Annotated in this window: 13 protein-coding genes; 9 read left to right on the top strand and 4 right to left on the bottom strand. The window is 71.2% G+C overall.

What is annotated here, in order from left to right:
- Positions 1 to 4 precede the first annotated feature (4 nt).
- The 3 genes from OG718_RS02870 to rfbH are packed head-to-tail and all read left to right on the top strand — an operon-like array spanning position 5 to position 3,442.
- Positions 5 to 1,195 (top strand): nucleotide disphospho-sugar-binding domain-containing protein, encoded by a 1,191-nt coding sequence (locus OG718_RS02870; protein WP_328843086.1) that lies wholly within the window; start codon positions 5 to 7, stop codon positions 1,193 to 1,195.
- A complete protein-coding gene (locus OG718_RS02865; protein ID WP_328843085.1) occupies positions 1,192 to 2,142 on the top strand; it encodes an NAD-dependent epimerase/dehydratase family protein in 951 nt (316 codons plus the stop codon). The genes OG718_RS02870 and OG718_RS02865 overlap by 4 nt, the downstream gene beginning before the upstream one ends.
- Before the next feature lie 4 nt (positions 2,143 to 2,146).
- Entirely contained in the window at positions 2,147 to 3,442 is a 1,296-nt protein-coding gene (rfbH, locus tag OG718_RS02860; RefSeq protein ID WP_328843084.1) for a lipopolysaccharide biosynthesis protein RfbH, read from the top strand.
- A gap of 65 nt (positions 3,443 to 3,507) precedes the next feature.
- On the opposite strand, the gene OG718_RS02855 is transcribed toward rfbH, so the two are convergent.
- The 4 genes from OG718_RS02855 to OG718_RS02840 are packed head-to-tail and all read right to left on the bottom strand — an operon-like array spanning position 3,508 to position 7,616.
- The gene (locus OG718_RS02855; RefSeq protein ID WP_328843083.1) at positions 3,508 to 4,662 is read right to left on the bottom strand and encodes an acyl-CoA dehydrogenase family protein; all 1,155 of its coding nucleotides are present in this window, start codon (positions 4,660 to 4,662) and stop codon (positions 3,508 to 3,510) included.
- Positions 4,592 to 5,194 (bottom strand): flavin reductase family protein, encoded by a 603-nt coding sequence (locus OG718_RS02850; protein ID WP_328843082.1) that lies wholly within the window; start codon positions 5,192 to 5,194, stop codon positions 4,592 to 4,594. Before OG718_RS02850 ends, OG718_RS02855 begins: the two co-directional genes overlap by 71 nt.
- Positions 5,191 to 6,207 (bottom strand): Gfo/Idh/MocA family protein, encoded by a 1,017-nt coding sequence (locus OG718_RS02845; RefSeq protein WP_328843081.1) that lies wholly within the window; start codon positions 6,205 to 6,207, stop codon positions 5,191 to 5,193. The genes OG718_RS02850 and OG718_RS02845 overlap by 4 nt, the downstream gene beginning before the upstream one ends.
- Positions 6,186 to 7,616, bottom strand: coding sequence for an NDP-hexose 2,3-dehydratase family protein (locus OG718_RS02840; protein WP_328843080.1), 1,431 nt, complete (start codon positions 7,614 to 7,616; stop codon positions 6,186 to 6,188). Before OG718_RS02840 ends, OG718_RS02845 begins: the two co-directional genes overlap by 22 nt.
- 214 nt (positions 7,617 to 7,830) lie before the next feature.
- Between OG718_RS02840 and OG718_RS02835 the strand changes: the two genes are divergently transcribed.
- From OG718_RS02835 to OG718_RS02810, 6 genes are read left to right on the top strand one after another with little or no spacing between them, the layout of a single operon-like run.
- Positions 7,831 to 9,099, top strand: a complete 1,269-nt coding sequence (locus OG718_RS02835) for a beta-ketoacyl-[acyl-carrier-protein] synthase family protein (protein ID WP_328843079.1) — start codon at positions 7,831 to 7,833, stop codon at positions 9,097 to 9,099.
- Complete coding sequence (locus OG718_RS02830) at positions 9,096 to 10,319, top strand: ketosynthase chain-length factor (RefSeq protein ID WP_328843078.1); 1,224 nt, start codon at positions 9,096 to 9,098, stop codon at positions 10,317 to 10,319. The genes OG718_RS02835 and OG718_RS02830 overlap by 4 nt, the downstream gene beginning before the upstream one ends.
- 35 nt (positions 10,320 to 10,354) lie before the next feature.
- On the top strand, positions 10,355 to 10,612 hold the full coding sequence (locus OG718_RS02825; RefSeq protein ID WP_328843077.1) for an acyl carrier protein: 258 nt from the start codon (positions 10,355 to 10,357) through the stop codon (positions 10,610 to 10,612).
- Positions 10,609 to 12,306, top strand: a complete 1,698-nt coding sequence (gene accA / locus OG718_RS02820) for an acetyl-CoA carboxylase carboxyl transferase subunit alpha (protein ID WP_328843076.1) — start codon at positions 10,609 to 10,611, stop codon at positions 12,304 to 12,306. Before OG718_RS02825 ends, accA begins: the two co-directional genes overlap by 4 nt.
- A 4-nt stretch (positions 12,307 to 12,310) precedes the next feature.
- Positions 12,311 to 12,832: an acetyl-CoA carboxylase biotin carboxyl carrier protein gene (locus OG718_RS02815; protein WP_328843075.1), complete on the top strand. Its 522-nt coding sequence runs from the start codon at positions 12,311 to 12,313 to the stop codon at positions 12,830 to 12,832.
- Positions 12,833 to 12,838: 6 nt separating this feature from the next.
- A complete protein-coding gene (locus OG718_RS02810) occupies positions 12,839 to 14,254 on the top strand; it encodes an acetyl-CoA carboxylase biotin carboxylase subunit (RefSeq protein ID WP_328843074.1) in 1,416 nt (471 codons plus the stop codon).
- Position 14,255 lies beyond the last annotated feature (1 nt).

Raw genomic sequence — 14,255 nt, 5'->3', positions numbered from 1 at the left:
GGACATGCGTGTGCTGTTGACCACCTGGGCGGCGCCTGGGCATCTGTTCCCGATGGTCCCCCTGGCCTGGGCCTTCCAGGCGGCTGGGCACGAAGTACGGGTCGCGGGCCCGCCGTCCTGCCAGGACGCCATCACACAGGCGGGCCTGGTCGCCGTCGCCGTCGGCGACCAGGCCGCGATCGCTGCACTGCCCAAGCGGCCCGAACTGGCGGCCTGGGGCCGCCCGGCCCGCTGGCCCAGCGGCTGGTCCGCCCACCTCGACCTCCTGGACGGCGACCAGCGCCGGGTGATCCGCGCGCTGTACGAGAAGCAGTGCGCCGTTGCCGACGTGATGCTGGACGACCTGGTCACCTTCGGCCGCTGGTGGCGTCCGGACCTGGTCGTCCACGATGTGCTGTCCATGGCCGGGCCCGTGCTCGCCGCCGTGCTCGGGGTGCCGGCGGTCGGTCACGGCTGGGAGATCGGCGGCACCCTCCGCCCGCCGACCGGGGACTCCGACGCGGAGCCGCTGCCCGCCTATCTCGAACTCTTCGAGCGCTACGGAGCCGAGGTCACCGATCCGGTCGGCTGGGTCGACCCGTGCCCGCCGTCGCTGCGTCCTCCGGACGGTCCGCCCGTGCGTCGCCTGCCCATGCGGTGCGTGCCATACAACGGCTCGGGCCGGCACCCGGGCTGGCTCGCTGAGCGCGACCGGCCGCGGCGGGTGTGTGTGACCGCCGGAGTCGCCGGAGCGCGCTACCGCGATCCGGGCGGCCCCGATGTGCTCACCCTGACCCTGCGGTCGCTGGCCGCCACCGACGCCGAGATCGTCCTCGCGCCGAGCGGTCCCGTCGCGGAGGAAGACATGCCGGACCACGTGCGGATCGTCCGCGGGGTCCCGTTCCGGGTGCTGCTGCCGACCTGCGACCTGGTCGTCCACCACGGCGGCGCGGGCACCGCCCTCACCGCGGTCGTCCTGGGCGTACCCCAGTTGGTCGTGCCCCCGTCCCCGATCTGCACGGAGATCGGCCACGGTGTTGTACGCGCCGGTGCCGGCGTCATGCTCGACCGGCTCGACAGCACCGAACTGCTTCTGAAGACGGCCACCGACATGCTGGCGGAGCCCCATGCCTACCGCGAGGCCGCCGGGCGAGTGCGCTCGGAGACGGCGGCGCTGCCGTCCCCGGGCGCCCTGGCGGACGAACTCGCACGGTGAGCACGCACGCGGCTGTGAACGCCGTCGTCGTCGGTGGCAGCGGTTTCCTCGGGCGGCACATCTGCGCCGCCTTGGTCGCCGACGGCGCTCGTGTCCTGTCGGTCGCCCGCCATCCGGCACCCGGCACCGCCTGCGCCCAGATCGACCTCGTGGAAGAGGAACCCGCCATCCTGGCCGACGTACTCGTCGACCACGGGGCGACCGTGCTCGTGAACGCCGCCGGCGCGGTATGGGAATACGACGAGTCCGCCCTCGAGCAGTCCAACGTCCTGCTCGTGCGACGGCTGCGGGACGCGGTGGCCAAGGTGCCGCACCGGGTACGCGTGGTGCAGCTCGGCTCGGTCTTCGAGTACGCAATGCCTGCGCCGGGACGGCACCTCACCGAGGACGCGCCGCCGACCCCGTCGACCGCGTACGGCAGGAGCAAGCTCAAGGGCAGCGAAGTCGTCCTCGAAGCCACCCGGGCGGGGCTCCTGGACGGAGTGGTGCTCCGCGCGACGAGTTGCGCGGGACCCGGACTGCCGCGTTCCAGCCTGCTGGGCCGGGTCGCGGCCCAGTTGCGCGATGCCGCAGGACGCGGCGAACCGGCCGTGATCCGGCTTGCGCCGCTCACCGCCGAACGCGATTTCGTGGATTGCCGCGACCTCGCCGCCGCGGTGGCCGCAGCCGCGACCGCTCCCGTCGTCGGACGGACGGTCAACATCGGCAGCGGAACGGCCGTCAGCGTACGTCGGCTGGTGGACCTGCTTGTGTCCGTGAGCGGTGTGCCCGCGACGGTCGTCGAGGAGGGAAGCTCCACCGGGCGCAGTGCCGGGGTCGACTGGCTCGCCGTGCACCCCGGGCTCGCCGGGCGACTGCTCGGATGGCGCCCCCGGCACAGCCTGGCCTCGACGGTCCGGGCGATGTGGAGCGAGGCCATCACCAACGCCGAGGAAGGGCCTGACTGAGCCGATGGACATACGCAGCGCACTGCTGGAACTGACCCGGAAATTCCACCAGGAGCAGACCGAGGACAGCTTCGTCCCGGGCCGGACAGCCATCCTCACGTCGGGCGCGGTGCTCGACGAGGAGGACCGGGTCTCGTTCGTCGGGGCGGCTCTGGACATGACGATCGCCGCGGGGGCACGGGCGCGCACCTTCGAGAGCAGGTTCGCCCGTGCGATGAAGCGGCGCAAGGCGCATCTGACCAACTCCGGGTCCTCGGCCAACCTCCTCGCGCTCAGCGCCCTGACCTCCCCGCAGCTCGAGGACGCCCGCCTGGTCCCGGGCGACGAGGTGATCACGGTCGCTACGGGCTTCCCCACCACGGTCAACCCGGTGCTGCAGAACGGCTTGGTGCCCGTCTTCGTCGACATCGAACTGGGCACGTACAACACGACGGTGGAGCGAATCGAGCAGGCGATCGGCCCGCGCACCCGCGCCATCATGGTGGCGCACGCGCTCGGCAACCCCTTCCAGGCGGCGGAGATCGCCGAACTCGCCTCCCGGCACGACCTGTTCCTCATCGAGGACAACTGCGACGCCGTCGGCTCGTACTACCAGGGCCGCCTCACCGGCACCTTCGGCGACCTGTCGACCGTCAGCTTCTACCCCGCCCACCACATCACGATGGGTGAGGGCGGCTGTGTCCTGACCGGCAATCTGGCGCTCGGGCGGATCGTCGAGTCCATGCGGGACTGGGGGCGCGACTGCTGGTGCGAGCCGGGCGAGGACAACCGCTGTCTGCGCCGCTTCGACTACAGCTTCGGCACGCTCCCGCAGGGATACGACCACAAGTACGTGTTCTCGCACGTCGGTTACAACCTCAAGACCACCGACGTACAGGCGGCGCTCGGGCTGAGCCAGCTGCGCCGCCTGGAGGAGTTCGGCGCGGCACGCCGCCGCAACTGGCAGCGGCTGCGCGAGGGGCTGCAGGACTTGCCCGGGCTGCTGCTGCCCGAAGCGACACCCGGCAGTGACCCCAGCTGGTTCGGCTTCGTCCTCACCGTCCTGCCCGACGCGCCGTTCACCCGCAGCGCCCTGGTGACGTTCCTGGAGGACCGGAAGATCAGGACCCGCCGGCTGTTCGCGGGCAACCTCACCCGCCATCCCGCGTACGAGGGTCGGAACTTCCGGGTGGTCGGCGAGCTGACCAACAGCGACGTCACCACCGAGGCCACGTTCTGGATCGGGGTGTACCCCGGTATCACGCCGGAGATGGTGGACTACATGATCGCGTCGATACGGGAGTTCGTGGCCGCGGCCTGACCCGGGGGCGCACGCGGAAGGGGGAGGCGGCCGTGGGCCGCCTCCCCCTTCCGCGTGCGCCGGTGTCACTCCTCGCCGAGCGCGTGCTTCGCCCATCCATCCGCGTTCACGTCCGGCTGCAGCGCGGCGTGCCCCGCCATGCAGTGCACGTCCCGCCACACGCGCTGGACCGGGCTCGACTGCGCCTGACCGCGGGCGCCGCTCATCCGCAGCAGCCCGTTCACCGCGTCGAGGAGCAGGTCGACCGCGGTCGAGTAGTCGCGGGTCGCGCGCAGAGCCAGCTCTCGGTCGACGTCGGCGCTGTCGCCCTCGACGGCCGCGCGTTCGACGAGCAGCCGGGCCGCGTCCAGGCTCGCGGCGGCCCGGGAAAGCGCCAGGCGTACGCCTGGCCGGGAGCTGCTCCTGGCCCCGTAGATCTCCACGCGGTTCGCGGTCCATTCCGTCCACGCCGCGAGGGCACCCTCGACGGCGCCGATCCCCGGTGCCACGAAGAACAGCCCGTTGATCAGCTTGTGGGGAACCCGGAGCGCCCGCGGGAGGGCGGGATCCGTGTGTCCGGTCAGGACCGAGCGGTGCTCGAAGGTGCGGTGCGCGGGTACGAAGGCGTCGTCGACTAGCACGCTGTTGCTGCCCGTTCCGCGCAACCCCACGTTGCGCCAGGTGTCCAGCACCTCGTAGTCGCTGCGCGGGAGCACGAAGTGCCGCAACGACGGCACGCCGTCCGGACCGGGCACGGCGCCGCCCACCATCGTCCAGTGCGCGTGGTCCACCCCGCTGGCGAAGCCCCACGTTCCGCTCACCCGCCAGCCGCCCGGCACCTCGCGGACGGTCCCCGAGGGTGCGAAGGATCCGGCGAGCGGCACGTCCGGTCCGTCGGCCCACAGTTCATGCTGCCCCTCCTCCGGCAGGTGCGAGCACATGCGCGCCACCGCGGCGTACACCCCGCCGCACCAGGCGGCCGACATGCAGCCGGTCCCGACCGTGGCGAGCGCCCGCGTGAGGTCCTGCACCGCACCCGGCACGCCGGCCGCGCCGCCCCACCTCTCGCCCACGAAGTGCCGTGCGAAACCGGCGCTCACGAGCGCCTCCGCGACGGCGGGCGAGAGCCGGTTGTCGGAGTCGGCGGCGGCCGCGGACTCGGCGGCCAGCTCAGCCACCTTGCCCGCGGCCCCCGCCAGCCCCGTGTCCGTTGGGGGAGCGGTGGGCGTCGTGTTCGTCATGGGCATGGGTATCCGCCTCTCGGGTCCGACTGGGATGGAGTTCGGTATGCAGACCGTGGAACGCGCGGGCGAAGTAGACCAGCGGCCGACCCGGGAAGACCTCGCAGCGGCGCACCAGACCGATGAGGATCACATGGTCACCGGCGTCGATCCGGCGATCGAGCTCGCATTCGATGTGGGCCAGTACGCCACCCAGCAGCGGCACACCGCCGAAGCCCTCGGAGGGGGACAGACCGTCGTACTTGTCGATGTTCTTCGTGGCGAACCGCTGGGCGAGTGGCGTCTGGTCCTCGCGCAGGACATGTACGGCCATCACGTCCGCCGTCTCGAAGGCCGGCCGGCAGTCGGCCGCGCGGTCCAGACAGACGAGGATCAGCGGTGGTTCGAGCGACAGGGACGAGAACGCCGTCGCGGTGAACCCGCGGCGCACCCCGGCCGCGTCGACGGTCGTCACGACCGAGACCCCGCTCGGCCACCGGGACAACGAGTCGCGCAGCAGGGCCGGGTCCAGGCCAGTGGACAAAGCGGTCATGGTGGGCTCCCCGCATCGTGGCGCGAGGCGTCGCGCACGGCGTCGATCAGCTCGGCCTGTCGCACGGCGGCCGTGCGTTCCGGCTCGGGGTCCCCCTCGCCCCGGACGAGGGCGGCGAACCAGGCGGCGATGTTGGCGAACTGGTCGGCGGCGGGCAGGGTCAGCGTCTCGACGCGGTCCTGCCGTTCGATCCGCAACACGGGCCGGTGGTCCGGGGGAGGGGTGAAGGCGCGGTCCAGGTGGATCCGTCCCGAGCTGCCCCACAGGGTGTAGGTCGAGCGATAGGCGTGCCGGAATCCGAAGGCGACATGTGAAGTGACTCCCGTGTCGCCGCGCAGGAGCGCGTCGCCGACCACGTCGACACCGGTTGTCCCGTCGGCCGTGAGAGCCGCGCCGACCACCGACACCGTGCCGCCCAGCAGGAGTTGGGTGACTCGCAGGGTGTAGACGCCGGCGTCCAGCAGAGCGCCCCCGCCGAGTTCGGGGCGGTTGCGGATGTCCCGCGCCGGCAGCGGCGGGAAGCCGAACTCCGCCGTGACGGATCGCAGTTCACCGATCTCGCCGCGCTCCAGGTGGGCCATGACGGTGGCGTGCTGTGTGTGGTGGAGGAACATGAAGCTCTCCATGAGCACCAGCGATCCCTCCTCGGCGAGGGCCGCCAGGGCGTGTGCCTCCGGGGCGTGGGTGACCATCGGCTTCTCGACCAGGGCGTGCTTGCCGGCCTTCAACGTCCGTGCCGTCCAGGGCGCGTGCAGTGAGGGAGGCAGCGGCACGTACACCGCGGTGATGTCGTCGCGTTCCAGCAGCGGTTCGTAGCCGTGCACCGGATCCGCGTCGAACCGGCTCGCGGCCTCCTCGGCGCGGTCCTTGTCGCGGCTCGCGACCGCGGCGATCTCGACCGCCGGGGTCCGGGCCATCGCGGGCAGCATCCGGCGCATGGCGATGCCGCCGCAGCCGAGCACCCCGATGCGCAGTGGTGTCCCGACCCTGGTCACCACAGGCTGTGCAGACACGCGACGAGGCTGCGCGCCTGGACGTTGAGATAGTGACTGTGCCGAAGCAGCCGTGTCATCTGATGCATGGTCAACCACCGGTATCCCTCGGGTTCTTCGACGGGGAAGTCATCATCGACCTCGACGACCGTGTAGCGGCACTCCGCGTGATGGAAGCGGCCGCCTTCCTCGGACTGCACGGCGTCGAAGCGCACCCGCTCCGGGGCCACGTCGGTCACGTGACCGAGGAAGCGCGGCCGGTGGTCGTCGGGCAGACCTCGGTAGTTGTCCGGGGTGCATTGCACGGTGGGTGCCAGCTCGATGCCGTGCAGGTGACCGCCCTCGGGCCGGGCGTGCAGCAGCACGTGGAGAACTCCGTCGATGTTCCGTACGAGGAGAGCCGCCAGGCCGAGACCGTGCGGGGCCAGCAGCGGCTGCGTCCAGTTCAGCACCTCGCGGCTGCCCGCGGTCACCCGGGCGCCGATGATCGAGAAGTGCCTGCCCTCCCGGTGGCTGATCGCGTCCGCAGTGCGGCTCCAGCCCTCGATCCGGCTCAACGGGATGCGTTCGGTGCGCAGTTCGTGCCTGGCCGTGGTGTCGGTGAACCAGCTCAGTACCGCCCGCATGGTGTGCAGGGAGCCCTCTTCGGGTGCCATCGAACGGCGCAGGGCCGCGCGGAAGCCGCCGTCGGGGCCCAGGGCCGGCGCCCCGGTCGGCCGGGCGAACGGGACGCAGGACAGCACCGTCCTGGCATCCATGTTCACCATGTTGTCCAACCGCAGGAGTTCCTGGATCTCGCCGATCGTCATCCAGCGGTAGTCGTCGTGCGGCGGCACGTCCTCGGTCGTCTCGACCACGATGTTGCGGTTGCGCTTGCCGAGGAACCAGGAGCCCTGCTCGGACTGGAGCACGTCGACGAGCACCTCGGACAGTCCGGGATCGGTGAAGTACTCCAGATACCGGACGCGCGAACCGCGGTGTATCCGCTTCTGGTTGCTCCGCGTGGCCTGCACGGTCGGCGAGAGCTGGACGACGTTCACGTTGCCAGGCTCCATCTTGGCCTGCATCAGACAGTGCAGGATGCCGTCGAACTCCTTGACGACGAAACCGAGCATGCCGATCTCGGGCTGGTTGATGATGGGCTGGTCCCAGCGCGGCACCTTCCCGTAGTCGCTGTGTACCCGGTAGCCCTCGACGGTGAAGAACCTGCCGCTGCGGTGGCCCAGGTTGCCCGTGTCCGGCTCGAAGGACCACTCCTTGAGTTCGTCGAAGGGAACGCGGGTCACCTCGAAGGTGTGCGCGTCCCGGCGTGCGGTCAGCCAGTTCAGTGCGGCCTTGACGGACGCGCGGTCCTCGGTGGCCGATCCCGACTCGGTGAACCGTGCGTCCGGGCAGGGCCTGAGCCCGGCCGACAAAAGGTCAAGTGCCATGCCTCACCTCGCAGGAGACCGCCGTGTGGAGGGCGAGCGCGCTCGCGGGCCACACCGTTGCAAAGGGGTCTAGCGCGCGCCTCGACGCCCACTCGAATCGAACTGGCGGTTTGGCCTTCAACTTGCGTTCGAGGTCGCCTCAAGCGGTGCCCCGAATGCTTCTGGGCGCGGCATCGAAAGCCGGATCGGCTTCAGACATCGGGGGATGAACAGAATGGCCCGTGACGTAGTGATAACCGGGTTGGGCGTGGTCGCTCCGGGAGGCATCGGCAGCAAACCGTTCTGGGACCTGCTCGTATCCGGCCGTACCGCGACCCGCACCATCACCCACTTCGACGCCTCGCCCTTTCGCTCGACCGTCGGCGCCGAGTGCGACTTCGACGCGGAGGCGGAGGGACTGACGACCGAGGAGGCTGGCCGGCTCGACCGGGCCACCCAGTTCGCACTGGTGGCGACGCGCGAGGCGGTGGGCGACAGCGGCCTCGACGTGCAGGAACTGGACCCGTACCGCACGGGCGTCACCCTGGGCAGCGCGGTGGGCTGCACGACCAGCCTGGAACGCGAGTACGCCGTCGCCAGCCACGGGGGCCGCGACTGGCTCGTCGACCCCGACCTCGCGGTCCCGCACCTCTACGACTACTACGTGCCCAGTTCGATGGCGGCGGAGGTGGCCTGGAGCGTCGGTGCGCAGGGCCCGTGTTCCGTGGTCTCCACGGGCTGCACCTCCGGGCTCGACGCCGTCGGCCACGCCGTACGGCTCATCGAGGAGGGCTCCGCGGACGTCATGATCACAGGCGGTACCGACGCGCCCATCTCGCCCATCACGGTCGCCTGCTTCGACGCGATCAGGGCGACCACGCCCCGCAACGACGAACCGGCCACCGCCTCACGGCCGTTCGACCGCAGCCGCAACGGCTTCGTGCTCGGTGAGGGCTGCGCGGTCTTCGTCCTGGAGGAGCGGGAGCGTGCGCGGGCCCGCGGTGCCCATGTCTACGCGGGCGTCGCAGGATACGCCTCCCGCTGCAACGCCTTCCACATGACGGGGCTGCGCCCGGACGGCAAGGAGATGGCCGCGGCCATCGAGACGGCCCTCGCGGAGGCGCGGGTGGCGGCCGACGAGGTCAGCTACATCAACGCGCACGGCTCCGGCACCAAGCAGAACGACCGGCACGAGACCGCCGCGTTCAAGAAGGCGCTCGGTGAACACGCCCGACGCACACCGGTCAGCTCCATTAAGTCGATGATCGGCCACTCCCTCGGCGCGATCGGCTCCGTCGAACTCGCGGCCTGCGCGCTCGCTATGGAGAACGGAGCGGTCCCGCCGACGGCGAACCTGCACGAGCCCGATCCGGAATGCGACCTTGACTATGTGCCGCTGGTCGCACGGGAGGCACAGCTCGACGTCGTCCTCAGCGTCGGCAGCGGATTCGGCGGCTTCCAGAGCGCGATGGTACTCACCGGGCCCGGTCGGGCGGAGCGGTGAACGCAGCCGTCGTCACGGGCATCGGAGTCGTCGCGCCGAACGGGATGAGCACCGAGGAGTACTGGAACGCAGCCCTGGAGGCACGCTCCGGCATCCGCCGCATCACCCGCTTCCCACCCGACCGCTACCGAGCCACTCTGGCCGGCGAGATCAGCGGGTTCGACCCGGCGGCTCATCTCCCGAGCCGACTCGTCCCGCAGACCGACCACTCCACCCGACTCTCGCTCGTGGCCGCCGACGAGGCCATCCGCGACGCCGGCCTGGATCCGTGGGAGCTGCCCGAATACGGCGTCGGCGTGGTGACCGCCAACAGCGCCGGCGGCTTCGAGTTCGGCCACCAGGAGCTCGACAACCTGTGGCGCAAGGGCCCCGAGTACGTGAGCGCGTACCAGTCCTTCGCCTGGTTCTACGCGGTCAACACCGGCCAGATCTCCATCCGCCACGCTCTGCGCGGCCCCAGCGGAGTGCTGGTCGCCGACGAGGCAGGCGGTCTCGACGCCCTCGCCCAGGCCCGGCGGCTGCTGCGCCGCGACCTGAACGCCGTGGTCACCGGCGCCGTGGACGGCTCCCTGTGCCCGTGGGGCTGGATAGCCCAGACCGCAGCCGGACATCTGAGCACCGCCGAGGACCCGGCGCTCGCCTACCGCCCCTTCGACGAGGAGGCCGCTGGCTTCGTACCGGGAGAGGGCGGCGCGATCCTCGTCATGGAGGACGAGGCGGCGGCACGCATGCGCGGCGCCCCCCAGGTGCACGGCAGGCTCCTCGGATACGCCGCCACCTTCGACCCGAAGCCGGGCACCGCACCCGGGGACGACGCGTCGGCACTGTGCACAGCGATCGAACTCGCCCTGGCCGATGCCGATGCCGACGCCGGTGACATCGATGCCGTCTTCGCCGACGCGGCTGGCATCCCCGACTTCGACCGGGCGGAAGCCGCCGCGCTCGGCGCGGTCTTCGGCGCACGCGAGGTCCCGGTCGCGATCCCCAAGACACTGACCGGCCGCCTGTGCGCGGGAGCGGGACCACTCGACGTCGCCACCGCCCTGCTCGCCCTGCGCGACGGCGTCCTTCCCGCCGCGGCGTACACCCGGCCCTCGCCCCGGTACGGCCTGAACGTGGTCGTCGACCGGCCGCTCGCGCTCCGGATGCGCGCCGTGCTGGTCGTCGCCCGCGGCCTCGGCGGATTCAACTCCGCGATGGTCGTGGGCGGGGCCCACTGAGCCGTACTCCACTCAGCAACCTAGGAGACACTGCCATGCCAGACTTGACCCTCGACGAGCTTGCCCGCATCCTGCGCGAGTGCGCGGGAGAAGGCGAGAACGCTGACATCGAGGGCGAGTTCGAGAACGTCCTCTTCGCCGACCTCGGCTACGACTCACTGGCGGTCCTGGAGATGGCCGCACGGCTCAAGCAGGACTACGGCATCGAGCTGACCGACGAAGAGGTCACCGAGGTCGGTACGCCGGGACGGCTCCTCGAACTCGCCAGGCGGCAGATCGCCGCCACCTCATGACCGCCCCGGCCGACGCGGCCCCGGTCGCCGCCGACTGGTGGTTGTGCGACCACTGCAGGCGCCCCGTCTACGCCAAGCGACTCGCCCGCAGCGGCGGCGTCTGCCCGGAGTGCGGCCACCACCGACGGCTGTCGGCCCGGGAGCGGCTCGGCCAACTCCTCGATCCGGACTCGGCCGAGCCCTTCCACTTACCGCATGCCCTGGACGACGCCCACAGCTTTACCGACACCCGGCCCTACCACGAGCGGCTGGCCGAGGCACGTGAGCGCACCGGCCTCGACGAGGCGGCGATCGCGGCGCGGGGCCGTATCGCGGGGACGGATGTCGCGGTCGTCGCCATGGAGTTCGGTTTCATGGGCGGCAGCCTCAGCGGCGGCCTGGGTGAACTCATCACGCTCACCGCCGAGATGGCCCTGGCCGAGCGGCGGCCGCTGATCATCGCCTGCGCGTCCGGGGGGGCACGTATGCAGGAGGGGCTGGTGTCGCTGATGCAGATGGCGAAGACCAGCCAGGCCCTGCTCGCCCTCGACGAGGCGGGCATCCTCACCGTCTCCGTCATCACCGATCCGGTGTTCGGGGGAGTGGCGGCGTCGTTCGCCACGCTCTGCGATGTGATCGTGGCCGAACCCGGCGCCCGGATGGGCTTCGCGGGCCCCCGAGTGATCCAGCGCACCATCGGCGAGCGGCTGCCGGAGAACTTCCAGCGTGCGGAGTTCCTGCTGGAGCACGGGCAGGTCGACGTGGTCGCGCCGCGGGGCGAACTGCGCGCCACACTCGGGCGGTTGCTGGGCGCTCTGGCGCCCGGGGAGCACACGGGAACGGAATCCGGCGGGCGTGACACCGTCTTGCTCACCGACCCGGACGAGGTGCCCGACCTCGACGCCTGGCAGGCCGTACGGCTCGCCAGGAACCTCGACCGCCCCACCACTCTCGACTACGTCGACCTCCTCGTCGATGACTTCCAGGAACTTCACGGCGACCGCATCGGCGCCGACTGCCCGGCCACGGTCGGCGGGGTCGGCGTCCTCGACGGCCGGCCCGTGATGGTCATCGGCCAGCAGAAGGGACATACCGCGGCCGCGCTGCGGAAACGGAACTTCGGCATGCCGGTGCCTGCCGGCTACCGCAAGGCCGCCCGCCTGATGCGCCTCGCGGCCAAGACGGGCATCCCGGTACTGACCCTGGTCGACACCAGCGGTGCGTACCCGGGGGTCGAGGCGGAACGCGGCGGCCAGGCCGCCGCCATCGCGGAGAACCTGCGGCTGATGTCCGGGCTGCCCGTGCCGATCGTCGCCGTGATCATCTCCGAAGGTGGCAGCGGAGGCGCCCTCGGGCTCGCCGTGGCCGACCGGGTGCTCGCGCTCGGCAATGCCGTCTACTCGGTGATCAGTCCCGAGGGCTGCGCCGCAATCCTGTGGCGCGACCCCGACGCTGCGCCCCGCGCCGCTCGTGAACTCGGGCTGCACGCACACGCTCTGCTCGCCCGGGGGGTCGTCGACGGAGTCGTCCCCGAGCCCGGGAGCGGGGCCCACAGCGACCACCAGGAGACGGCCGAGCGCCTCGCCGCCGCCGTACGGCCCCTGCTGGACGAACTGAGAGAGCTGACCGCCGGTCAACTGCTGGCTCAACGGCGAGCCCGGTTCCGCAGGTTCGGCGGACAGGCGCCCACCCACCGCCCGACGCCAGAAAGGTAGGGAGATGTCCACGCCCGACAGCGTTGCCACCCTCGACGGCCTGATGAACGACGGACGCCCGGACACGCTTCCGTCCGTCCTGGAGGCCGCCAAGGCCAGCATGATCGAGCTGTTGTCCCAGGCTCCGTTCCCGCCGTCCGCGGTCCGTGTCACCGTCGGCCCGGTCACGATCGAGATGGACTGGCCGGGTACCGCCCCCGATGCGGGCACGGCGCTCGAAGCACGTGTCGTCCCCGCGCCCGCACAAACCATGCCGACGCCCGGCGACGGGCCCGTCCTCGACCACATCCACGCTCCCACGGTCGGGGTTTTCTACCGGGCGCCGGAGCCGGGTGCCAAGCCGTTCGTGAGCGAGGGGGACACGGTGGTGCCCGGCCAACAGGTGGGCCTTGTCGAGGCGATGAAGCTGATGATCCCCGTGGAGTCGGACCGGCAGGGCACCATCGAGGAGTTCCTGCAGCCCAACGGCGCACTGGTCGAGTACGGCGATCCGTTGTGCTCCTTCGTCCCGGCCGACGGGCGGTGAGGCACCGTGTTCCGCACCGTGCTGATCGCCAACCGGGGCGAGATAGCCCTGCGCGTCGCGCGCGCCTGCCGGGAACTGGGCATCCGGGTCGCCGTGGTGTACTCCACCGAGGACACCGACAGCGAGGTCGTACGGTACGCCGACGAGGCGGTCCGGATCGGGCCCGGGGCGGCGCAGGCCAGCTACCTCAGCATCCCGGCGGTCATGGAGGCCGCGCGCCGCACCGGCGCGGAGGCCATCCATCCGGGCTACGGATTCCTCTCCGAGAACGCCGACTTCGCCGAGGTGTGCGCCGCCGAGGGCATCACCTTCATCGGTCCGCCCCCGGAGGTGATGGAGGCGCTCGGTGACAAGTCCACCTGCCGTGCTCTCATGGCCGACGCCGGGCTGCCCCTGCTCCCTGGCACGCTGGATCCTGTCTCCTCTCCCCGTGAGGCCGAGGTGCTCGCCGCCGAGATCGGCTTCCCCGTGGTCGTCAAGGCGGTCTCGGGCGGCGGCGGCCGCGGCATCGGGGTGGCGCACAGCGCGGCCGAGTTCCCCGCCGTCTACCGGGAGACCCGTCGTCACGCCGCCGCTGTCTTCGGGGACGGCCGGGTCTACCTGGAGCGCTACCTAGAGTCCGCGCGACATGTCGAGATCCAGGTGCTAGCCGACCGGTTCGGCAACGTGATCCACCTCGGGGAGCGCGACTGCTCGGTGCAACGCCGCCACCAGAAGCTGATCGAGGAGGCTCCGGCGCCCGGCCTGGACGAGGACGTCGTGGCCGCGATGGCGGAACACGCCGTCCAGGGCGCCAAGGCGGCCGGCTACGTCGGCGCGGGCACCTTCGAGTTCCTCTACGACGGCAGGGGCCGGTTCTACTTCATGGAGGTTAACTGCCGTATCCAGGTGGAGCATCCGGTCACCGAACTGGTCACCGGCGTCGACCTGGTCCACGAGCAGCTCTGGATCGCCGCTGGCCATCCGCTGCGGATCGGCCGACAGGACGTCGTGCCCCGCGGCTGCGCGGTCGAATGCCGCATCAACGCCGAGGATGCCGACCGGGATTTCGTTCCGACCCCCGGACTCATCGACGAACTCGCCCTGCCCTCGGGCCCGTTCGTACGCGTGGACACCCACGTGCGCAGCGGTTCGCGTATCTCCGTCTTCTACGACCCGCTGCTTGCCAAGGTCACCGTCTGGGCGCCCGACCGGAAACTTGCGCTGGCTCGCATGGGCCGCGCACTGGACGAGGTCCGTCTCGAGGGCAAGGGCATACGGACCACGGCGGGTTTCCTCCGCTCGGTCGTCGACAGCGGTGAGTTCAGCACGGCCCGGCACGACACCGGGCTCGTCGGCCGGCTCCTGGAGCCGCGCCCGGTTGCCGGGGAGGGCCGTGTCACGGCGCCTTCTCATGCGCAACAGCCACCGAAAGCCTCGTAGG

This window comes from Streptomyces sp. NBC_00258 (assembly GCF_036182465.1).
Taxonomy (GTDB): Bacteria; Actinomycetota; Actinomycetes; order Streptomycetales; family Streptomycetaceae; genus Streptomyces.
Note: the sequence above shows the minus strand (reverse complement) of the source record. Positions and strands in the feature narration are given on the sequence as shown.

Coding starts and splice junctions, on each gene's coding strand:
- OG718_RS02870 (WP_328843086.1), top strand. CDS start 5: ATGCGTGTGCTGTTGACCACCTGGGCGGCGCCTGGGCATCTGTTCCCG.
- rfbH (WP_328843084.1), top strand. CDS start 2,147: ATGGACATACGCAGCGCACTGCTGGAACTGACCCGGAAATTCCACCAG.
- OG718_RS02855 (WP_328843083.1), bottom strand. CDS start 4,662: ATGACGAACACGACGCCCACCGCTCCCCCAACGGACACGGGGCTGGCG.
- OG718_RS02850 (WP_328843082.1), bottom strand. CDS start 5,194: ATGACCGCTTTGTCCACTGGCCTGGACCCGGCCCTGCTGCGCGACTCG.
- OG718_RS02840 (WP_328843080.1), bottom strand. CDS start 7,616: ATGGCACTTGACCTTTTGTCGGCCGGGCTCAGGCCCTGCCCGGACGCA.
- OG718_RS02835 (WP_328843079.1), top strand. CDS start 7,831: ATGGCCCGTGACGTAGTGATAACCGGGTTGGGCGTGGTCGCTCCGGGA.
- OG718_RS02825 (WP_328843077.1), top strand. CDS start 10,355: ATGCCAGACTTGACCCTCGACGAGCTTGCCCGCATCCTGCGCGAGTGC.
- accA (WP_328843076.1), top strand. CDS start 10,609: ATGACCGCCCCGGCCGACGCGGCCCCGGTCGCCGCCGACTGGTGGTTG.
- OG718_RS02815 (WP_328843075.1), top strand. CDS start 12,311: ATGTCCACGCCCGACAGCGTTGCCACCCTCGACGGCCTGATGAACGAC.